17 protein-coding genes are annotated in these 21,684 nt (G+C 70.7%); 14 read left to right on the top strand and 3 right to left on the bottom strand.

The annotated features are described in order from the left end of the window. The 3 genes from U9R90_RS05030 to U9R90_RS05020 form a co-directional block, all read right to left on the bottom strand. Positions 1-564 (bottom strand): NAD(P)H-dependent oxidoreductase subunit E (locus U9R90_RS05030; protein ID WP_411055148.1); only part of this gene is annotated, 564 nt, incomplete at its 3' end. A 15-nt stretch (positions 565-579) separates the two neighbouring features. After that, complete coding sequence (locus U9R90_RS05025; RefSeq protein ID WP_411055147.1) at positions 580-2,538, bottom strand: molybdopterin oxidoreductase family protein; 1,959 nt, start codon at positions 2,536-2,538, stop codon at positions 580-582. Then, a complete protein-coding gene (locus U9R90_RS05020) occupies positions 2,535-3,521 on the bottom strand; it encodes a 2-dehydropantoate 2-reductase (protein ID WP_411055146.1) in 987 nt (328 codons plus the stop codon). The genes U9R90_RS05025 and U9R90_RS05020 overlap by 4 nt, the downstream gene beginning before the upstream one ends. Before the next feature lie 301 nt (positions 3,522-3,822). Between U9R90_RS05020 and U9R90_RS05015 the strand changes: the two genes are divergently transcribed. From U9R90_RS05015 to U9R90_RS04950, 14 genes are all read left to right on the top strand, one after another. Beyond that, the gene (locus U9R90_RS05015) at positions 3,823-4,770 is read left to right on the top strand and encodes a beta-ketoacyl-ACP synthase III (RefSeq protein WP_411055145.1); all 948 of its coding nucleotides are present in this window, start codon (positions 3,823-3,825) and stop codon (positions 4,768-4,770) included. 79 nt (positions 4,771-4,849) lie between these two features. Then, positions 4,850-5,527, top strand: coding sequence for a GntR family transcriptional regulator (locus tag U9R90_RS05010; protein ID WP_411055144.1), 678 nt, complete (start codon positions 4,850-4,852; stop codon positions 5,525-5,527). Positions 5,528-5,717: 190 nt separating this feature from the next. After that, a complete protein-coding gene (locus tag U9R90_RS05005) occupies positions 5,718-6,899 on the top strand; it encodes an ROK family protein (protein ID WP_411055143.1) in 1,182 nt (393 codons plus the stop codon). Positions 6,900-7,153: 254 nt separating this feature from the next. Continuing rightward, positions 7,154-8,644, top strand: coding sequence for a sugar ABC transporter ATP-binding protein (locus U9R90_RS05000; RefSeq protein ID WP_411057647.1), 1,491 nt, complete (start codon positions 7,154-7,156; stop codon positions 8,642-8,644). Next, positions 8,641-9,684: an ABC transporter permease gene (locus U9R90_RS04995; protein ID WP_411055142.1), complete on the top strand. Its 1,044-nt coding sequence runs from the start codon at positions 8,641-8,643 to the stop codon at positions 9,682-9,684. The genes U9R90_RS05000 and U9R90_RS04995 overlap by 4 nt, the downstream gene beginning before the upstream one ends. 21 nt (positions 9,685-9,705) lie before the next feature. Continuing rightward, a complete protein-coding gene (locus tag U9R90_RS04990; RefSeq protein WP_411055141.1) occupies positions 9,706-10,752 on the top strand; it encodes a substrate-binding domain-containing protein in 1,047 nt (348 codons plus the stop codon). A 107-nt stretch (positions 10,753-10,859) separates the two neighbouring features. Next, complete coding sequence (locus tag U9R90_RS04985; RefSeq protein WP_411055140.1) at positions 10,860-12,122, top strand: Gfo/Idh/MocA family protein; 1,263 nt, start codon at positions 10,860-10,862, stop codon at positions 12,120-12,122. Beyond that, on the top strand, positions 12,119-13,123 hold the full coding sequence (locus tag U9R90_RS04980) for a sugar phosphate isomerase/epimerase family protein (protein WP_411055139.1): 1,005 nt from the start codon (positions 12,119-12,121) through the stop codon (positions 13,121-13,123). Before U9R90_RS04985 ends, U9R90_RS04980 begins: the two co-directional genes overlap by 4 nt. A 201-nt stretch (positions 13,124-13,324) precedes the next feature. Then, complete coding sequence (locus U9R90_RS04975; protein WP_411055138.1) at positions 13,325-15,790, top strand: PQQ-dependent sugar dehydrogenase; 2,466 nt, start codon at positions 13,325-13,327, stop codon at positions 15,788-15,790. A 13-nt stretch (positions 15,791-15,803) separates the two neighbouring features. Beyond that, positions 15,804-17,237, top strand: a complete 1,434-nt coding sequence (locus tag U9R90_RS04970) for a ThuA domain-containing protein (protein WP_411055137.1) — start codon at positions 15,804-15,806, stop codon at positions 17,235-17,237. A 346-nt stretch (positions 17,238-17,583) separates the two neighbouring features. Continuing rightward, positions 17,584-18,204 carry an EboA domain-containing protein gene (locus tag U9R90_RS04965; RefSeq protein ID WP_411055136.1) on the top strand — a complete coding sequence of 207 codons (621 nt, stop codon included), beginning with the start codon at positions 17,584-17,586 and terminating at the stop codon, positions 18,202-18,204. Then, a complete protein-coding gene (locus U9R90_RS04960; protein WP_411055135.1) occupies positions 18,204-19,052 on the top strand; it encodes a TatD family hydrolase in 849 nt (282 codons plus the stop codon). Before U9R90_RS04965 ends, U9R90_RS04960 begins: the two co-directional genes overlap by 1 nt. A 3-nt stretch (positions 19,053-19,055) precedes the next feature. After that, positions 19,056-20,231 (top strand): metabolite traffic protein EboE, encoded by a 1,176-nt coding sequence (gene eboE / locus U9R90_RS04955; protein WP_411055134.1) that lies wholly within the window; start codon positions 19,056-19,058, stop codon positions 20,229-20,231. After that, on the top strand, positions 20,228-21,664 hold the full coding sequence (locus U9R90_RS04950) for an alkaline phosphatase family protein (RefSeq protein ID WP_411055133.1): 1,437 nt from the start codon (positions 20,228-20,230) through the stop codon (positions 21,662-21,664). Before eboE ends, U9R90_RS04950 begins: the two co-directional genes overlap by 4 nt. Positions 21,665-21,684 lie beyond the last annotated feature (20 nt).

The following is a 21,684-nucleotide window of genomic DNA, read 5'->3' as shown; positions in this document are numbered from 1 at the left end:
GTCCGGGGGCTTGCCCCCGGTTTCGGGAAGGGGCGGGGTGGGGAGAAGGCCCGCCGCAGGCGCACCCGCCCGCACGACCAACGCCGCCGGAGCCCGCTCACACAACCCCAGGCAGGGGCTGGCCTCCCACACGGAACTACCCGACGGAGTCCCGGCCGGGCCAAGCCGCGCGGCCAAGGACGCGCAGAGCGACCCCGCGCCGCGCGCCGCGCACGCCAGGTCCGTGCAGACGCGGAGCACCGTCGCGGGGCGGGGCCGCACCGAGAAGAGGGAGTAGAAGGTCGCCACCCCGTACGCCTCAGCAGGCGGCACCGTCAGCCGTCGGCACAGGTAGTCCAGGGCCCCCGCACTGATCCAGCCCACCCGGTCGTTCACCGCGTGCAGCCCCGGCAACAGCAGATCCCGCCGCTCCCGAGCGACCGCCCGCCCGCCCCGCGCCCAGCGCAGATCGGCGTCACTACGGTCGTCCGCGCCCTCCCACGCCGACGTGGGCGGCCCGAGCAGCGCGTCGACCGCGGCCCTCTCCTCGTCCGTCGGCTTGCTGTCACCGAAGTGCAGATCCACTGAACTCTCAGCTCCTCAACTCGACGCCGAAGCAGCGGGCAGCTTCTCGATGCGGATCGCGGACGCCTTGAACTCCGCCGTCCCCGCGATCGGACAGTTCGCCTCGATCGTCAGCTGGTTGGTGTCGACCTCGTCCGGAAAGTGCATGGTCATAAAGGCGAGCCCCGGCCGCAGTCCGGGATCGACCCACACCGGCGCGACCACGGCCCCCCGCCGCGATGCCACCCGTACCTCCTCGCCGACCACCACGCCGTACGCCTCCGCGTCCTCCGGACACAGCTCGACGTACTCGCCGCGCCGCAGCGGAGAGGCGAAACTCCCGCTCTGTACCCCGGTGTTGTACGAGTCGAGCCGCCGACCGGTGGTGAGTCGTACGGGATACGCCTCGTCGGTCAGGTCGACCGGTGGGTCGTGCTGGACGAGCCCGAACGGGGCGGGCGCCCCGCGCCGCGCCGGATCGGTCTCCCAGAGCCGCGCGTGCAGGAAGCTGGACGGCAACTCGTCCAGGTCCGGGCAGGGCCACTGGAGCCCCTGGTGCTCCTCCAGCCGGGAGTACGTCATCCCGAAGTGGTCAGGGGACAGCGACCGCAGCTCGTCCCACACCGATTCCGAGTCGGCGAACTTCCAGTCATGGCCGAGAAGTTCGGCGAGGGCGCACAGGATGTCGATGTCCTCGCGGGCCTCACCGGGCGGGGCCAGCGCGGCCCGTACCCGCTGAACCCGCCGCTCGCTGTTGGTGGTGGTGCCGTCCGTCTCCGCCCAGGCGGCGGTCGCGGGCAGTACGACGTCCGCCAGCTCGGCGGTCTTCGTCAGGAAGATGTCCTGGACGACGAGATGGTCCAGGGCCGCCAGGCGGCGCACCGCCTGCCCGCTGTCCGCCTCGGACTGCGCGGGGTTCTCGCCGATGCAGTACACGGCGCGCAGCCCGCCGTGCTCCATCGCCTCGAACATGTCGGTGAGGGTCATGCCGTACCGGGGCGGGATCGAAGTCCCCCAGGCCCGCTCGAACTTGATCCGCGATGACGCGTCCAGGATGTCCTGGAAGCCGGGCAGCCGGTTGGGGATGGCCCCCATGTCGCCGCCGCCCTGGACGTTGTTCTGGCCGCGCAGCGGCTGCACCCCGGACCCGTACCGCCCGACGTGCCCGGTGAGCAGGGACAGGTTGATCAACGCCCGTACGTTGTCGGTGCCGTTGTGGTGCTCGGTGATGCCCAGGGTCCAGCACAGTTGGGCGCGTTCGGCGGTGGCGTAGGCATGGGCCAGGTCCCGGATCGCGGCGGCCGGTACGCCGGTCACCTTCTCGGCCAGCGAGAGGGTCCACGGCTCGACCAGCTCGGCGTAGGCCTCGAATCCGGTGGTGGCCCGCTCGACGAACGCGCGGTTCACCAGGCCCGCGTGGATGATCTCGCGGCCGACCGCGTGGGCGAGCGGGATGTCGGTGCCGACGTTCGGCCCGAGCCAGCTCTCGGCCCACTCGGCGGTGCTGGTGCGGCGCGGGTCGACGGCGTACATCCGGGCCCCGTGGCGTATCCCCTTCAGGACGTGCTGGAAGAAAATCGGGTGCGCGAAGCGGGCGTTGGAGCCCCACATCACGACGAGGTCGGTGTGCTCCACCTCCTCGTACGACGAGGTGCCGCCGCCGGAGCCGAAGGCCGCGGACAGGCCCGCGACGCTGGGCGCGTGGCAGGTGCGGTTGCAGGAGTCGACGTTGTTGGTGCCCATCACCACGCGGGTGAACTTCTGCGCCACGTAGTTCATCTCGTTGATGGCGCGGGCGCAGGACAGCATCGCGAAGGCGTCGGCTCCGTGCGCGGCACGGGTGCGCCGGAACCCGTCCGCGGCCCGCGCCAGGGCCTCGTCCCAACTGGCCCTGCGCAGTGGGCCGCCGCGCTCGTCGCGGACCAGCGGGTGGGTCAGCCGGGTGTAGTTCACGGGTGTGCGGTCACGGTCGGACCTCCGGTCGCGTGTGCTCATGCTGCGCTCCTTACGGGCGTGGACCCGCGGGCCAGCAGGTCGGAGATGGCCCCCACCGTGCGCAGGGTCGGTACCGGGACGCCGGTGATCGCGGCGAGTTCCACCACCGCGGCGAGCAGGACGTCGAGTTCGAGTGGCTTGCCCTTCTCCAGGTCCTGGAGCGTCGAGGTCCGGTGGTCCCCGACCCGCTCGGCGCCCGCCAGGCGGCGCTCCACGGAAATATCCGGGCGGCAGCCCAGGGCCGCGGCGACGGCCAGGGTCTCGGTCATCATCAACTCGATGACCTCACGGGTCGATCCGTGCAGGCACATCTCCCGCATGGTGGCCCGGGTCAGCGCGCTGATCGGGTTGAAGGAAATGTTGCCGAGCAGCTTGATCCAGATGTCGTCGCGGATCTCCGGCTCCACGGGGCACTTCAGACCGCCCGCCCGCATCGCCTCGCCGAACTCCAGACAGCGCCCGGAGACGGAGCGGTCCGGTTCGCCGATGGAGAACCGGGTGCCTTCCAAGTGCCGTACGACGCCTGGCCCGGCGAGCTCGGTGGCCGCGTAGACGACACAGCCGATGGCGCGCTCAGGCGGCAGTACGGCACTGACCGTGCCGCCGGGGTCGACGCTCTCGACGCGGTGTCCGTCGTGCGGGCCGCCGTGCCGGTGGAAGTACCACCAGGGGATGCCGTTCTGGGCGGCGACGACCGCGGTGCGCTGGTGGAGCAGCGGCTCGATGAGCGGCCCGCACGCCGCGTACGAGTTCGCCTTGAGGCCGAGGAAGACATAGTCGGCCGGGCCGATGTCGTCCGCGCTGTCGGTGGCGTGCACCCGCGCGGTGAAGTCTCCGCGCGGGCTGTGCACCCGTACGCCGTGCTGCCTCATGGCCGCCAGATGCGGTCCACGGGCGATCAGATGGACGTCGGCACCGGCGCGGTGGAGCGCGGCTCCGACATAGGCGCCGATGGCACCGGCGCCGACGACTGCGACTTTCACGTGGCTCTCCGTTCGGTTCGAGGGATACCGAGGGAAGGGCGTCAGGAAGGGGATCTGCAGATTCTAGATGTCTACGAAATATTGTCTACAGTATGGAGTCATGGCCGACAAGGCTTCGGGATCGCATACGGTCGGCAAAGTTTCCGGCGCTTGTCGGCGGCACACCCCGCGCCGCCATGCAGATCATGTGAAGCCTCCAAGGGCAGCGTCGGAATCCTGTCGCTTCACGTGTCCTCGTACTGGTGAGTCGCTCCGCAGACTGTGTTTCTTGTACGTCACCGCTACGGAAGGCCCCCTGCACATGAACGGCTCTCGCATCGTCGCGGTCGGCCACTACCAGCCCGCCAAGGTCCTCACCAACGCGGAGCTGGCGGACCTGGTCGACACCAGCGACGAGTGGATTCGGAGCCGGGTAGGCATCCGTACGCGCCATGTGGCCGGACCCGACGAGCCGGTCGACGAGCTCGCCGCGCACGCGGCGGCCAAGGCGCTGGCCGCCGCGGGCCTGGGCCCCGAGGACATCGACCTGGTGCTGGTCGCCACCTCCACCGCCATCGACCGCTCCCCGAACATGGCCGCCCGGGTGGCCGCCAGGCTCGGCATCCCCTCGCCCGCGGTCATGGACATCAACGTGGTCTGCGCGGGCTTCCCGCACACCCTGGCCACCGCCGACCACACCCTGCGGGCCGGGGCCGCGACCCGGGCGCTGGTGATCGGCGCCGACAAGATGACCGACGTGACCGACTGGACGGACCGCACCAGCTGCGTCCTGACCGGCGACGGAGCGGGCGCCGTCGTCCTGGAGGCGGTTCCGGACGGCGAAGAGCCCGGCATCTCCCCCGTGCTGTGGGGCTCGGTGCCCGCCATGGGCAACGCGGTACGGATCGAGGGCACGCCGCCGCGTTTCGCCCAGGAGGGCCAGAGTGTCTACCGCTGGGCGACCACCCAGCTGCCCGCGCTCGCCCGGCAGGTGTGCGAGAAGGCGTCGCTGACGCCCGAGGACCTCGCCGCCGTCGTTCTGCACCAGGCCAACCTGCGGATCATCGAGCCGCTCGCCGCGCGCATCGGGGCGGTCAACGCGGTCATCGCCCGCGATGTCGTCGACTCCGGCAACACCTCGGCCGCGAGCATTCCGCTGGCCCTGTCGAAGCTCGTGGAGCGCGGCGAGGTCGAGCGCGGCGCGCCGGTGCTGCTCTTCGGCTTCGGCGGCAACCTCTCGTACGCGGGGCAGATCGTCCGCTGCCCCTGAGAGCCTTGCGCTCGGTAGACTGTAGACAATAACCAATGTCAAGTCGCCGACGAGGATGACGAGGACGAGGGGGACCGCGATGTTGTCCGCTGGACTGCCGCAGGGTGCCGTGCCCAAGCTCGAGCGGCCGGGACCGTTGCGCGAGCGGGTCTACGAGGCCCTGCTCGAGCTCATCACGACGCGCGCCCTGCGCCCCGGCCAGCACCTGGTCGAGAGCGAACTGGCCGGGCACCTCGGGGTGTCCCGGCAGCCCGTACGCGAGGCGCTGCAGCGACTGAACACCGAGGGCTGGGTCGATCTCCGCCCCGCCCAGGGCGCGTTCGTCCACGAGCCCACCGAGGACGAGGCCGACCAGCTGCTCACCGTGCGCACCCTCCTGGAGGCCGAGGCCGCCCGGCTCGCCGCCGCGGGCGCGGGCTCCGCGGGAATCGCCGCACTCGAAGAGCTGTGCGCCAAGGGGGAGCGGGCCGTCGAGGACGGCGACGTGGACGCGGTGGTGGCGACCAACGCCGCCTTCCACGCCAAGGTCATGGAGCTTGCGGGCAACGTGGTGCTCGCCGAACTCGCCGGTCAGGTCGACCGCCGGGTCCGCTGGTACTACACGCCGGTCGCCCGGCAGCGCGGCAGGCAGTCGTGGATCGAACACCGCGAGCTGATCGCCGCGATCGTGGCGCGCGACGAGCAGCGCGCCACGGACGTCATGCGGGCCCACACCGAGCACACCCGTACGACGTACCACCAGCGCGCCGAGTCCTGAGCGGACGCCACCGCTGCGCGCGGCTTTGTCCTGTGGGTGGAGAAAGTTGGAATGGATTGGTGCGCAAGTTCTTCCCACCCCCGACAAGCGCTGCTACGTTCCCCTCGAAAGTAGACGGCAGACGGCAGACGCCGCCGATGTCGATATCGATGTCGATGCCGTGAGCGGTGGGAGGGGTGACGTGAGACGGATGACGGCTCGACCCGGCAACGCGCACCAGGCGCGGCTGCTCCGCCTGCTGCGGGACGGCGGGCCCAACTCCCGTGCCCAGCTGGGTGATCAGGTCGATCTCTCCCGGTCGAAACTGGCCGTCGAGGTCGACCGTCTCCTTGACACCGGCCTGGTCGTCGCCGACGGGCTCGCCGCGTCCCGTGGCGGTCGCCGCTCGCACAACATCCGGCTTGCACCCGAACTGCGCTTCCTGGGCGTGGACATCGGCGCCACATCGGTCGACGTAGCGGTTACCAACGCCGAGTTGGAGGTGCTCGGGCACCTCAACCAACCGATAGACGTACGAGAAGGCCCGGTCCCCGTCTTCGAGCAAGTCCTGGCCATGGCCGCCAAGTTGAAGGCCTCCGGGTTGGCCGAAGGTTTCGACGGCGCCGGTATCGGCGTGCCGGGACCCGTGCGCTTCCCCGAAGGTGTACCGGTCGCTCCGCCGATCATGCCCGGCTGGGACGGCTTCCCGGTCCGCGAGGCGCTCAGCCAGGACCTCGGCTGCCCGGTGATGGTCGACAACGACGTGAACCTGATGGCCATGGGGGAGCAGCACGCGGGCGTCGCCCACTCCGTGCACGACTTCCTCTGCGTCAAGATCGGCACCGGTATCGGCTGCGGCATCGTCGTCGGCGGTGAGGTCTACCGCGGCACGACGGGCAGCGCCGGAGACATCGGCCATATCCAGGTGCAGCCCGACGGGCGGCCCTGCGCCTGCGGCAACAGGGGCTGCCTGGAAGCCCACTTCAGCGGCGCGGCCCTGGCCCGCGACGCACAGGAGGCGGCCGCGTCGGGGCTTTCGCCGGAGCTCGCGCTCCGCCTGGACGCGGTCGGCACCCTCACCGCCGCCGATGTCGCCACCGCGGCGGCCGCCGGTGACGCCACCGCCCTCGACCTCATCCGCGAGGGCGGCAACCGCACCGGGCAGGTCATCGCGGGCCTCGTCAGCTTCTTCAACCCCGGCCTGGTGGTGATCGGCGGCGGGGTCACCGGCCTCGGCCACACCCTGCTCGCCGCGATCCGCACCCAGGTCTACCGCCAGTCGCTCCCGCTGGCGACCGGCAACCTCCCCATCGTCCTGGGCGAGTTGGGCCCCACCGCAGGGGTCATCGGGGCCGCCCGCCTCATCAGCGACCACCTGTTCTCACCGGCCTGACCAGCAGGCAGGTCCCGCAGGAGCCGCGCCACCCGCCGTACATCCCGCAAGAGCCGCGCCACCCGCCGTACGTCCCACACGAGTCGCGCCACCCGCCGCACCCAGCACTGTACGACCCACCGCACAGCGTTCGCGTCACCGTACCCGGCTCCGCCCTGCCCGCTCACCGGCCGCACCCGCCGAGGGGACCCGCCATGGCACCCACGCTCCACAAGGCGTCGCACGACAGAACATCAGCCACCCCCCTGCTCAGCATGGACGGCATCACCAAGTCCTTCCCGGGAGTCCGCGCCCTGGACGGTGTCGCCCTGGAGGTCCAGGCGGGGGAGGTGCACTGTCTGCTCGGCCAGAACGGCGCGGGCAAGTCCACCCTGATCAAGGTCCTCGCGGGCGCCCACCAACCCGACACCGGAGAGATCACCTGGCGCGGCGAAAGCGTCACGCTGAAGTCGCCCATCGCCGCCATGCGCCTCGGCATCGCGACCATCTACCAGGAACTGGACCTGGTCGAAGGGCTCTCCGTCGCCGAGAACGTCTACCTCGGGCACGAGCTCACGGCCGCCGGATTCGTCGTACGCGGCAAAGACGCCCGCGCCGCGACGGCCCAACTGCTCAAGCGACTTGGCCACAGCGAGATCAGACCCGGCCGCCTGGTCGGCGAACTCTCCGCCGCGCAGCAGCAGATCGTCTCGATGGCCCGCGCGCTCTCCCACGACGTACGGCTGATCGTGATGGACGAACCGTCCGCCGCCCTCGACCCGGACGAGGTCGACAACCTCTTCCGCATCGTCGGCGATCTGACGGCGGACGGCGTCGCGGTCGTCTACATCTCGCACCGCCTGGAGGAGATCCGCCGCATCGGCGACCGGGTGACGGTACTCAAGGACGGCCGGGCCGTGGCCGTGGGGCTGCCCGCCAAGTCGACGCCGACCCGCGACGTCGTCACCCTGATGACCGGCCGCAACGTCGAGTACGCCTTCCCGGACCGGCCCCCGTACACCCCTCCGGGCGAGGCGGTGCTGAGGGCTGAAGGGCTCGCCAGGGACGGCGAGTTCGAGCCGCTCGACCTCGAACTGCACCCCGGAGAGATCGTCGGGCTCGCCGGACTCGTCGGCTCCGGGCGCTCCGAGATCCTGGAGACGATCTACGGGGCGCGTCGGCCCAGCGCCGGACATGTGCTGGTCGACGGGGTGCCGCTCAGGCCCGGCAGCGTACGCGCCGCCGTCCGGGCCGGACTCGGCCTCGCCCCCGAGGAACGCAAGGCGCAGGCCCTGCTGATGCTGGAGTCGGTCACTCGGAATGTGTCTGTCTCCTCCATGTCCCGCTACTCCAGGGCCGGTTGGCTCGACCGGCGCAGAGAGCGCGCCGCCGCCCACCGGGCCACCCGTGAGCTGTCCCTGCGCCCCGACAACCCGTCCGCGCCGGTACGCACACTCTCCGGCGGCAACCAGCAGAAGGCCGTACTCGCCCGCTGGCTGCTGCGCGGCTGCCGGGTGCTGCTCCTGGACGAACCCACCCGCGGCGTCGACGTCGGAGCCAGGGCGGAGTTGTACGCCGTCATCCGTCGGCTCGCCGACGAGGGACTCGCCGTACTGCTCGTGTCCAGCGAGGTGCCCGAAGTGCTGGGCCTCGCCGACCGGGTGCTGGTGCTCCGCGAAGGGCGTGTCGTCCATACGGCGCCCGCGCGCGAGCTGGACGAACACCGCGTACTCGACCTGGTCATGGAAGGGAGCCCGACGTCATGACGCAGCCCGCATCGCCGGCCCGGCCCGGAGGCTTCGGCGTGGAGCCCGCGCCACCCACCAAGCGCCCGGTGGGGGACGGCGTCCCCTGGTGGCGCGCCCTGCTCAGCGGCGCCGATGTACGGACCATGTCGCTGATCGGCGTACTGGTCGTGCTGGCCGCGATCGGCGGGTTCACCAAGCCCGACGAGTTCCTGGCCGTCAGCAATGTGCAGCTGATCCTCACCCAGGCGTCGATCATCGGTGTGGTGGTGGTCGGGATGACCTTCGTCATCACCAGCGGCGGCATCGACCTCTCGGTCGGCGCGATCGTGGCACTCGCCTCGGTGTGGGCCACCACCGTCGCCACCCAGGAGTTCGGCTTCGCGGGCGTGCTGTTCACCGCGGTGGTCGTCGGGTTGGGCTGCGGCCTGGTCAACGGCGTGCTCATCGCGTACGGGGCGATGGTGCCGTTCATCGCCACCCTCGCCATGCTCGCCTCGGCCCGCGGCCTCGCCCTGCAGATCACCGACGGCAAGACCCAGGTGGTCACCATCCCCTCGGTACTCGAACTCGGCGAGCGTGACGCGTACATCCTCGGCATCCCGCCGCTGGCGCTCATTTTCGCGGGCGTCACCGTCGTCGGCTGGCTGCTGCTGAACCGTACGACGTTCGGACGGCGCACCGTCGCGGTCGGCGGCAACGCGGAGGCGGCCAGGCTCGCCGGTATCGACGTACGCCGCCAGCGGCTCTACCTCTATCTGCTCTCCGGGCTGTGCTGCGGCATCGCCGCCTTCATGCTGATCATCCTGTCCGGCTCGGGACAGAACACCAACGGCAATCTGTACGAGCTCGACGCCATCGCCGCGGCGATCATCGGCGGCACCCTGCTGACCGGCGGCCGGGGCACCATCACCGGCTCCGTGCTCGGCGTCCTGATCTTCACCACCATCACCAACATCTTCGCGCTCAACAACCTGCAGAGCGCGGCGCAACAGATCGCCAAGGGCGCGATCATCGTCGCCGCCGTCCTGGTCCAGCGCCGTACTTCCACCACGCCGTAAACCTTCCGCGAAGGGGCTGTCATGCCAGAGATCACGAGCCGCAGAGGGCTGCTCTTCGGAGCCGCCGCCGTGTCCACCGGTGCTCTCCTCACCGGCTGCACGAGCAACGACCCCAAGGATGAGGGCGGGGACAAGACCCAGGACTCGGCTCCCGTCGCCGACGACAAGCCAGGAAAGCCCGTCACCATCGGTTTCGCCGGACCGCAGGCCGACCACGGCTGGCTCAACGCGATCAACGTCAACGCCCGTGAGCGCGCCAAGAAGTACTCCGAGGTGACACTGGAGATCACCGAGGGATCCAACGACACGGCGGCCCAGATCGGCCAGATCGACACGCTGATCAACAAGAAGGTCGACGTCCTGGTGATCCTGCCGGCCGACGGGAAGGCGATGACCCAGGCCGGACTCAAGGCCATGCGCGCGGGCATCCCGGTGGTCAACCTCGACCGGATCTTCGCATCGCCGCAGGCCTACCGGTGCTGGATCGGCGGCGACAACTACGGCATGGGCCTCAACGCGGGCCATTTCATCGGCGAGCAGCTCAAGGACAAGAAGAACGCACGGGTCGTGGAACTCGCCGGGCTCGACAACCTGGAGCTGACGCAGCAGCGCACAGAAGGCTTCGACGCGGCCCTGAAGAACTACCCGAACATCAAGAAGGTCGCCCGGCAGGCGGCCGACTTCACCGTGGAGTCCGGGCAGGCCAAGATGTCCCAACTCCTGCAGGCCCAGAAGAACTTCGACGCGCTGTGGAACCACGACGACGACCAGGGAGTCGGCGCGCTGCGGGCGATCAAACAGGCGGGCCGGGACGACTTCCTGATGGTCGGCGGCGCCGGCGCGCGCTCCGCCTTCGACGCGATCAAGGCCGACAGCGGCGTACTGAAGGCCACCGTCCTGTACCCGCCCACCATGGCGGCATCCGCGATCGACCTGGCCCGCGCCCTGGGCCAGGGCAAGGGCATCAGCGGCATGGCGGAGTTCGAGATCCCGTCCTCGCTGACCCTCTACTCGGCCGTGGTCACCAAGGAGAACGTCGACGCATACATGCCCACCGGCTTCAAGTGATGCGCGATACACCCGCCTTACGGGCGAATTCGCCGCCAGTACGGGCGGACCTGTCCCCAGCACGGGCGGACCTGCCCCCACCGAGCGTCGACCAGGAGGAGAAAGGTATGCAGGAGACCGAGATGGAGCCGGGGGCGGTGCCGCCGCTCGGAGTGGGCATGGTCGGCTACGCGTTCATGGGCGCCGCCCACTCACAGGGCTGGCGCACCGTGTCCCGCGTCTTCGACCTGCCGCGCCGCCCGGTCCTGTCGGCCGTCTGCGGCCGCGACGCCACCGCGGTCCGGGCGGCCGCCGACCGGCTGGGCTGGGCGGCCGCCGAGACCGACTGGCGCGCGCTCCTCGCCCGCGACGACGTACAGCTCGTGGACATCTGCACCCCGGGCGAGAGCCATGCCGAGATCGCCGTCGCCGCGCTGGACGCGGGCAAGCATGTGCTGTGCGAGAAGCCGCTGGCCAACACGGTCGAGGAGGCCGAGGCGATGGCCGAAGCCGCCCAGCGCGCACAGGTCCGTGGCCAGGTCGCCATGGTCGGCTTCAACTACCGCCGGGTGCCCGCGATGACACTGGCCCGCCAGATGGTCGCCGCGGGCCGGATCGGCGCCGTACGGCATGTCCGGGTGGCGTATCTGCAGGACTGGCTGGTCGATCCCAAGGCCCCGCTCACCTGGCGCCTGCAGCGCGAACGGGCCGGGTCCGGGGCGCTCGGCGACCTGGGGGCGCACATTGTGGACCTGGCGCAGTACGTCGTGGGGGAGCCGCTGGTCGGGGTGTCCGCGATGACCGAGACATTCGTACGGGAGCGGCCGCTGGCAGGCGGTGGCCTCGTACGCGGGTCGGTCACCGTCGACGACGCCGCGCTGTTCACCGGGCGGCTGGCCTCCGGCGCGCTCGCCTCCTTCGAGGCCACCCGGTACGCGGCCGGGCGAAAGAACGCCCTGCGCCTCGAACTCAACGGCGAGAAGGGCTCGTTGGCCTTCGATCTGGAGCGGCTGAACGAGCTCTCCTTCCATGACCACACCGAGCCCGCCGCCTCGTCCGGGTTCCGCCGGATCCTGGTGACCGAGCCGGACCACCCGTATCTGGAGGGCTGGTGGCCGCCGGGTCACGCCCTCGGCTATGAGCACACCTTCGTGCACCAGGCGCGCGACCTGGTGCACGCGATCGCGGACGGTGCCGCGCCCGCGCCCACCTTCGCCGACGGGCTGCAGGTGCAGCGGGTCCTGGCGGCGGTAGAGGAGAGCGCGGCCAAGAACTCCGCGTACACCGCGGTCCCGCACGCCGCGGTCCCGGACACCGCGGCCCCGGACACCAAGGTCCCGCACACCGCCGACCCTGACACCGCCGACCCGGCACAGGAGGCCCGGATATGACCCGCCCCTTCACGCTCTTCACCGGACAGTGGGCCGACCTCCCGCTTGAGGAGGTCTGCCGCCTGGCCCGCGACTTCGGCTACGACGGCCTGGAACTCGCCTGCTGGGGCGACCACTTCGAGGTCGACAAGGCCCTGGCCGACCCCTCGTACCTCGACTCGCGGCGCCAACTCCTCGACAAGTACGGGCTGAAGTGCTGGGCCATCTCCAACCATCTGGTCGGGCAGGCCGTCTGCGACGCGATCATCGACGAGCGCCACCGAGCGATCCTGCCGTCCCGCATCTGGGGCGACGGCGAGGCCGAGGGCGTACGGCAGCGGGCGGCGGCGGAGATCGCCGACACGGCACGGGCCGCGGCGGCCTTCGGTGTGGACACCGTCGTCGGCTTCACCGGGTCCGCGGTCTGGCACCTGGTCGCGATGTTCCCGCCCGTGGTGCCCGGCATGATCGAGCGTGGATACGAGGACTTCGCCGAGCGCTGGAACCCGATCCTGGACGTCTTCGACGCGCAGGGCGTCCGGTTCGCGCACGAGGTGCACCCCAGCGAAATCGCGTACGACTACTGGACGACCCACGAGGCCCTGAAGGCCGTCGACCACCGCCCCGCCTTCGGCCTGAACTTCGACCCTTCACACTTCGTGTGGCAGGACCTCGACCCGGTCGGCTTCCTCTACGACTTCCGCGACCGCATCTACCACGTGGACTGCAAGGAGGCCCGCCGCCGCCTCGACGGCCGCAATGGCCGCCTTGGCTCCCACCTCCCTTGGGGCGACCCGCGCCGCGGCTGGGACTTCGTCTCGGCGGGGCACGGGGACGTCCCCTGGGAGGACGTCTTCCGCATGCTCCACTCGATCGCCTATCAGGGCCCGATCTCGGTGGAGTGGGAGGACGCGGGCATGGACCGCCTCCAGGGCGCACCGGAGGCGCTGAGGCGCCTGAAGGCCTACGACTTCGACCCGCCGTCGACGTCGTTCGACGCGGCGTTCGGCGCGTCGGACTAGCCGCGCCCGCACACCCGAGGCCCGCTTTGTCCTCAACCAGGAGAAAGCTCAACTCACTTACTGCGCAAGCCCTTCCCGAGCCCGACAAAGCTAGCTACCGTCCTGAGGCGTACAGGACAAGCGAGGCCCCGGGGTGACGGCGCACCCCGGCGCCAAAGGAACAGCCACCCACCCGCACGACCGCCCCACCCGGAGGAATCCGTGCACAGGAAACGGCTCAGACTTCGCAAGGCACTCGCCCTCGTCACCGGCGCCCTCCTAGCCGGCGCATCCCTCGCCCTCACCCCCGCCGCCGGCGCCGCCGAACCGGACCGGGGCGCTCAGCCCCAGCCCGCACCCGCCGCGGAGAACTTCCAACAGGTCACCCTCGCCAAGGGCGAGCAGGAGGTCGGCGAGCCCATGACGCTCGCCGTACTCCCGGACCGCTCCGTCCTGCACACCTCACGCGACGGCACCCTCCGCCTCACCGACGCCGGCGGCACCACCAAGATCGCCGGAAAGATACCGGTCTACTCGCACGACGAGGAGGGCCTGCAGGGCATCGCCGTCGACCCCGCCTTCACCGAGAACCGCGCCCTGTACCTCTACTACGCGCCCCCGCTCGACACCCCCGAAGGCGACGCCCCCGAGAACGGAACCCCCGAGGACTTCAAGGCGTTCGAGGGCGTCAACCGCCTCTCCCGCTTCGTCCTGAACGAGGACGGCACCCTGGACGAGGCAAGCGAGAAGAAGGTCATCGACATCCCCGCCGACCGCGGTCTGTGCTGCCACGTGGGCGGCGCCATCGACTTCGACCAGGACGGCAACCTCTACCTGTCGACCGGCGACGACACCAACCCCTTCGCCTCCGACGGCTACAGCCCCCTCGACGACAGCCCCGGACGCAACCCCGCCTACGACGCCCGCCGCAGCGCGGGCAACACCAACGACCTGCGCGGCAAGATCCTGCGCATCAAGGTCGCCGACGACGGCTCGTACACGATCCCCGAGGGCAACCTCTTCGCCGAAGGCACCGACAAGACCCGCCCCGAGATCTACGCGATGGGCTTCCGCAACCCGTTCCGGATGAGCGTCGACAAGCCGACCGGCATCGTCTACGTCGGCGACTACGGCCCCGACGCGGGCGCCGCCGACCCCCAGCGCGGTCCGTCGGGCCAGGTCAAGTTCGCCCGCGTCACCGGGCCCGGCAACCACGGCTGGCCGTACTGCGTAGGCGACAACGAGCCCTACGTGGACTACGACTTCGCCACCGGCACCTCCGGCGCGCCCTTCGACTGCGCGGCGCCGAAGAACGACTCGGCGCACAACACCGGGCGCACCGACCTGCCGCCCGTCGAGTCCGCCTGGCTCCCCTACGACGGCGGCTCCGTACCGGAGTTCGGCGACGGCTCCGAGTCCCCGATGGGCGGCCCCGTCTACCGCTACGACGCGAACTCCGACTCTAAGGTCAAGTTCCCCGAGGCGTACGACGGCGACTACTTCGCCGGCGAGTTCGGGCGCCGCTGGATCAAGCGCATCGAGCACGACGCGGACGGCACCGTACAGTCCATCAACGACTTCCCCTGGACCGGCACCCAGGTGATGGACATGGAGTTCGGCCCCGACGGCGCGCTGTACGTCCTCGACTACGGCACCTCCTGGTTCGGCGGCGACGAGAACTCCGCGCTCTACCGCATCGAGAACGCCACCGACGGCTACTCACCGGTCGCCGAGGCGGCCGCGGACGTCACCAACGGACAGGCCCCGCTCAGGGTCAAGTTCACCTCCGAGGCCACCGACGCGGACGGCGACCCGCTGACGTACCGCTGGGACTTCGGCGACGGCAAGAAGTCGAAGAAGCAGAACCCCACCCACAGGTACCGGAAGAACGGCAGCTACCAGGCGACCGTGACGGCCAAGGACCCCTCCGGACGCACCGGCACCGCCAGCGTCTACATCACTGTCGGCAACACCGCGCCCACGGTGACCCTGGAACTCCCCGGTGACGGGCAGCTGTTCACCTTCGGCGACGAGGTCCCGTTCAAGGTGACCGTGACCGACCCGGAGGACGGCCCCATCGACTGCTCGAAGGTCAAGGTCACCCATGTCCTGGGCCACGACAGCCACGGCCACCCCATCACCTCGGCCAACGGCTGTGAGGGCACCCTCAAGACCTCGGCGGACAGCGAACACGACCCGAACGCCAACATCTTCGGGGTCTTCGACGCCGAGTACACCGACCAGGGCGGCGGCGGGCAGCCCCCGCTGACCAGCCACGACCAGAACATCGTCCAGCCGGGGAAGCGCCAGGCCGAGCACTTCGACGACTCCCGCGGCATTTCCGTCGTCGACCACACCCCGGCGCACGGCGGCAAGGCCGTCGGTAACGTCCACAACGGCGACTGGATCTCCTTCACGCCGTACATCCTGGGCGACGCCACCGCGCTGACCGCACGGGTCGCTTCGGCGGGGGCCGGTGGCACCTTGGAGGTCCGTGCCGGGGCGGCCGACGGTCCGCTGCTCGGCAGCGCGGCGGTCGAGCCGACCGGCTCGTGGGAGACGTACGAGGACGTGACCATGGACCTCGCCGGAGGCTCCGCGAAGACCACGACACTCTTCCTGGTCTTCAAGGGCGACGGCGGCGGTGCCCTCTACGACCTGGACGACTTCACCTTCACCACAGGCTGAGAAAGGGGTCACCATGCGCGCAGCGACACGGCTCGCCACGGCCACCGCGGCAGCCACCCTGCTCATCGGCTGTGTATCGGGCCCCGCCGCTTCAAAGGGCCCCGAGGAAGAAGCCATGGACAAGGGCAGCAAGGGCAGCGACGTCGGCAAGAGCAGCAACGGCAGCAAGGGCAGCGACGTCGGCAAGGGCAGGAAGCGGGAGGAGAGCCGCGTCCTGGTCTTCTCCAAGACCGCCGGCTTCCGGCACGACTCGATCCCCGACGGGATCGCGGCCATCCGGGAACTCGGCGCCGAGCACGGCTTCGCCGTCGACGCGACCGAGGACGCCAGAGTCTTCAGGCCCTCGCGGCTGCGCCGGTACGACGCCGTCGTCTGGCTCTCCACCACCGGCGACGTCCTCAACTCGGCGCAGCAGACCGCCTTCGAGGAGTACGTCGGCGACGGCGGAGGCTATGTCGGGGTGCACGCCGCCGCCGACACGGAGTACGACTGGGAGTTCTACGGCGGTCTCGCGGGCGCGTACTTCGTCTCGCACCCCGCGATCCAGCCGGCCACCGTCACCGTGGAGAACCACGCACATGCGGCGACGGAGCACCTCGGGGCGACCTGGGAGCGTACCGACGAGTGGTACAACTACCGCTCCAATCCACGCGACCGCGCCCGCGTCCTGGCCACGCTCGACGAGTCGTCGTACTCCGGCGGCACCATGGGCGACGACCACCCCATCGCCTGGTGCCAGGAGTACGCGGGCGGCCGCTCCTTCTACACGGGCGGCGGACACACCAAGGAGTCCTTCACCGAGCCCGCCTTCCGACGGCATCTGCTCGGCGGCATCCGGTACGCGACCGGCGCGGTCCAGGCCGACTGCCGCCCGGAGCGGGGTTACACGCCGCTCTTCGACGGCAGTTCGGTGGACGGCTGGAAGCAGGCGGGGCCCGGCTCCTTCGAACTGGGGGACGACGGGACGCTGCGGTCGGTCGGCGGGATGGGCCTGTTCTGGTACGAGGGCCAGGAGTTCGACTCGTACTCGCTCAAACTCGACTGGCGGATGACGGGCGACGACAACTCGGGGGTCTTTGTGGGCTTCCCGGCGTCGGACGACCCGTGGTCGGCCGTGCGCAACGGCTACGAGGTGCAGATCGACGCCACGGACGCGCCGGAGAAGACCACCGGTGCGGTCTACGGCTTCCAGTCCGCCGACATCGCGGCGCGCGACCGGGCGTTGAACCCGCCGGGGGAGTGGAACACCTACGAGCTGCGCGTCGAGGGCGAGCGGCTGCGGATCTGGCTCAACGGCACCCTGATCAACGACTTCACCAACACCGATCAGGCACGCAGCCTACCGGGCCACATCGGCATCCAGAACCACGGAGACGGTGACGACGTGTCCTTCCGCGACATCCGAGTCAAGCAACTGGCGCCGCCGACGGGGGAGGGAGGCCACTAGCCCGCCCGACCTCACCGCGCCCTCCCCGCGCCTTGCTCGCGCTCCCTATCCGTCCCGCTTGTTCCGTCCGTCCCGTCCGTCTGGAGGGATAGCCGGGCCGGGACAGTGGCCCTCTCGCGGGACTGGTCTGGGAGCGGGGCGGTGGGGGCCCATTCGGCGGGCCGTTCGCTGGCTGGTCCCGCGGGCCACTGATGGAGCCCGTCGGCGGCTACGTGTGAGGGCCCGCCAGGTGGGCCGTTCACCGGGCCGTTCACCTGGCCGGTCGACTCGGCCCGTGACGGGGGCAGGTCAGTCGTCCCGTGACGGGGGGCCAGTCGTCCCGTGACGGGGGTGGGCCAGCCGTCCCGTGCCGGGGGGCGGCCAGTCGTCCCGTGCCGGGGGGCCCGGTCCGGGGCCCCGCTCGGCCGACCGGTCACGCGGGCGGGGGCCGNCCCCCGACCAGGGACCGTCCCCTAACCAGGGCCCCGTCCCCGCCTGGGAGTTGAGGTTCGCGGAAGCCGGCCGCCGCTGCGGTGCCGAGCACGCGGATGCCGCCCGTGTCCTCCTGCTCCACACCATCAGAGCCGACCCCGCCACCCTCACCCGCTGCTACCGGCAGGGCACCGCCGACGAACGGCGCGCCGTCCTGTACGCCCTGCCCCACCTCGTACCGGGCCCCGAAGCGCTGCCCCTCACCGAGGACGCCCTGCGCACCCATGACACCCGCCTACTGGCCGCCGCCCTCGGCCCGTACGCGGCCGCCCACCTCGACCCGCACTCCTGGCGGCACGGCGTCCTCAAGTGCCTGTTCACCGGCGTCCCGGTGGACGCCGTCGCCGCCCTGGCGGAGCGCGCCCACGGCGACACCGAACTGGCCCGCATGCTCGGCGCCTACGCGGACGAACGCACCGCCGCGGACCGCCCCGTCCCCACCGACCTGCACCGCGTCCTGGCCCTGACCGTCCCCCTGACCGGCGAGGAGTCCTGATGCGCATCTTCGACCCCCACATCCACATGACCTCCAGGACCACCGACGACTACGAGGCGATGTACGCCGCGGGCGTCCGCGCCGTCGTCGAACCGTCCTTCTGGCTCGGCCAGCCCCGCACCTCACCCACCTCCTTCCTCGACTACTTCGACGCGCTCCTCGGCTGGGAACCCTTCCGCGCCGCCCAGTACGGCATCACCCACCACTGCACGCTCGCCCTCAACCCCAAAGAGGCGAACGATCCCCGCTGCACCCCCGTCCTCGACCAACTGCCGCGCTATCTCGTCAAAGACAACGTCGTCGCCGTCGGCGAGATCGGCTACGACTCCATGACCCCCGCCGAGGACACCGCACTGGCCACCCAGCTCCAGCTCGCCGCCGACCACGAGCTGCCCGCGCTCGTGCACACCCCGCACCGCGACAAGCTCGCGGGCCTGCGCCGCACCCTGGACGTCGTCCGCGAATCCGCACTCCCACCGGAGCGCGTGCTGCTCGACCACCTCAACGAGACCACCGTCAAGGAAGCCAAGGACGCCGGCTGCTGGCTCGGCTTCTCCATCTACCCCGACACCAAGATGGACGAGGGCCGCATGGTCGAGATCCTGCGGACCTATGGACCGGAGAACGTCCTGGTCAACTCGGCCGCCGACTGGGGCAAGAGCGACCCGCTGAAGACCCGCGCCACCGGTGACGCCATGCTCGCCGCGGGCTTCGACGACGACACCGTCGACCAGGTGCTGTGGCGCAACCCCACCGCCTTCTACGGCCTCAGCGGCAGGCTCGCCCTCGACACCCGGCACCCCGCCCCCACCCACGAGGGGAACTCCATCCTGCGCGGCGGAGCGTGACCGATGCGCTTTCGCCACCCCGACGGCTCCACCGTCCACCTCGCGTACTGCACCAACGTCCACCCCGCCGAGACCCTCGACGGCGTGCTCGCCCAACTCCGCGACCACTGCGAACCGGTGCGCAAACGCCTCGGCCGGGACCGTCTCGGCATCGGCCTCTGGCTCGCCAGGGACGCCGCGCGTGCCCTGGTATCCGACCCGGCCGCCCTGCGCTCCCTGCGCGCCGAACTCGACCGGCGAGGCCTTGAGGTCGTCACCCTCAACGGCTTCCCCTACGAGGGCTTCGGTGCCGAAGAGGTCAAGTACCGGGTGTACCAGCCCGACTGGACCCACCCCGAGCGACTGACCCACACCACCGATCTGGCCCGACTGCTCACCTCCCTCCTTCCGGACGATGTCACCGAGGGCAGCGTCTCGACCCTCCCGCTCGCCTGGCGCACCCCGTTCGATACCGATCCCGCCGCCGCGGAGTCCGCCCGCACAGCACTGGTCACCCTGGCCGAACGCCTCGACGCCCTGGACGAGCTCACCGGCCGGTCCATCCGGATCGGCCTGGAGCCCGAGCCCGGCTGCACCGTCGAAACCACGGCCGACGCCATCACCCCGCTCACCGACATCGGCCACCCCCGCATCGGGCTCTGCGTCGACACCTGTCACCTCGCCACCTCCTTCGAAGACCCGCAATCCGCACTCGACCGGCTGGCCGCCGCGGCCATCCCCATCCCCAAGGCCCAGCTCTCCGCAGCCCTGCACGCCCAGCACCCCCATCTCCCCGAAGTGCGCCAGGCATTGGCCGCCTTCGACGAACCCCGCTTCCTCCACCAGACCCGCACCCGCACCCCCGCGGGGCTGCGCGGCACCGACGACCTCGGCGAGGCCCTCACCTCCGGCGCCCTGCCCGACACCGCACCCTGGCGGGCGCACTTCCACGTCCCCCTGCACGCCGCACCCGCCCCGCCACTCACCTCCACTCTCGCTGTACTCCGCGACACCCTGGCGCACTTGGTCGGCGGCCCGACCCCACGCACCCGCCACCTGGAGGTCGAGACCTACACCTGGCAGGCCCTGCCACCCCAGCTGCGCCCCCGAGCGCGTCCTCAGCTCGCCGACGGCATCGCCGCTGAACTCACCCTCGCCCGTGACCTCCTGACGGACCTCGGCCTGAAGGAGCTCCCATGACCGCCCCCACCGAGCAGAACAGCCCCAGCGCCAGCACCGGCCCCGCTGGCACGCCCACCTCCGTCACCCCCCTTCTCGTACTCGACGTCGTAGGCCTCACCCCCCGTCTCCTCGCTCATATGCCACGGCTCACGGCCCTGGCCCGGTCAGGTTCCAGCGCCCCGCTCGGCACCGTCCTGCCCGCCGTGACCTGCGCGGCCCAGTCCACCTTCCTCACCGGCACCACCCCCGCCGAGCACGGCATCGTCGGCAACGGCTGGTACTTCCGCGAGCTCGGCGACGTCCTGCTGTGGCGCCAGCACAACGGCCTGGTCTCCGGCGACAAACTCTGGGACGCCGCCCGCCGCGCACACCCCGGCTACACCGTCGCCAACATCTGCTGGTGGTACGCCATGGGCGCCGACACCGACCTCACGGTCACCCCACGCCCCGTCTACTACGCCGACGGCCGCAAGGAACCCGACTGCTACACCCGGCCGCCGGACCTCCACGACGAACTCACCGAGAAACTCGGGACCTTCCCCCTCTTCCACTTCTGGGGCCCCGGCGCCGACCTCACCTCATCCCGCTGGATCATCGACGCGACCCGCCACATCCTCGCCACCCGTCACCCCGACCTGGCCCTGTGCTACCTCCCTCATCTCGACTACGACCTACAGCGCTACGGCCCCGACGACCCCCGCTCGCACCAGGCCGCCGCCGACCTGGACGCGGCACTCGCCCCGCTCCTGGACGACGCACAGGCGCAGAGCCGCACGGTCGTCGCCCTCTCCGAGTACGGCATCACCCGGGTCAGCCGTCCCGTCGACATCAACCGTGCACTGCGCCGGGCAGGCCTGCTCGAGGTCCACACCCAGGACGGCATGGAGTACCTCGACCCGATGGCCTCCCGCGCCTTCGCGGTCGCCGACCACCAGATCGCCCACATCTACGTACGACGTCCCGAGGACCTGGACACGGTCCGCGTGGCTCTGCGGGGCGTAGCAGGCATCGAGCGGCTCCTCGACGACGAGGGAAAGAAGCAGCACGGACTGGACCACCCGCGCTCCGGCGAACTCGTCGCCGTCGCCGAACCCGACGCCTGGTTCACGTACTACTACTGGCTCGACGACGCCCACGCTCCCGACTTCGCGCAGCTCGTCGAGATCCACCGCAAACCCGGCTACGACCCGGTCGAGCTGTTCATGGATCCGCTCGATCCGTATGTACGCCTCAGGGCCGCGGGAGCGCTCGCACGCAAGAAACTCGGCCTGCGCTACCGCATGGCGGTCGTGCCCCTGGACCCGTCACCTATTCGCGGGAGCCACGGCAGGCTCCCCGACGACACCCAAAACGGTCCGCTCATCCTGTGCTCCACCCCCCGCGCCGTCACCGGCCCGCTCCGGGCCACCGACGTGAAATCGCTGTTGCTCCAACTCGCTGGTCTCCACTGAACCAGACACCACTGACAACG

The sequence above is a fragment of the Streptomyces sp. E11-3 genome, assembly GCF_046540415.1.
GTDB lineage: Bacteria > Actinomycetota > Actinomycetes > Streptomycetales > Streptomycetaceae > Streptomyces.
The sequence above is the reverse complement of the archived record's forward strand: the minus strand, read 5'-3'. Positions and strand labels throughout refer to the sequence as shown.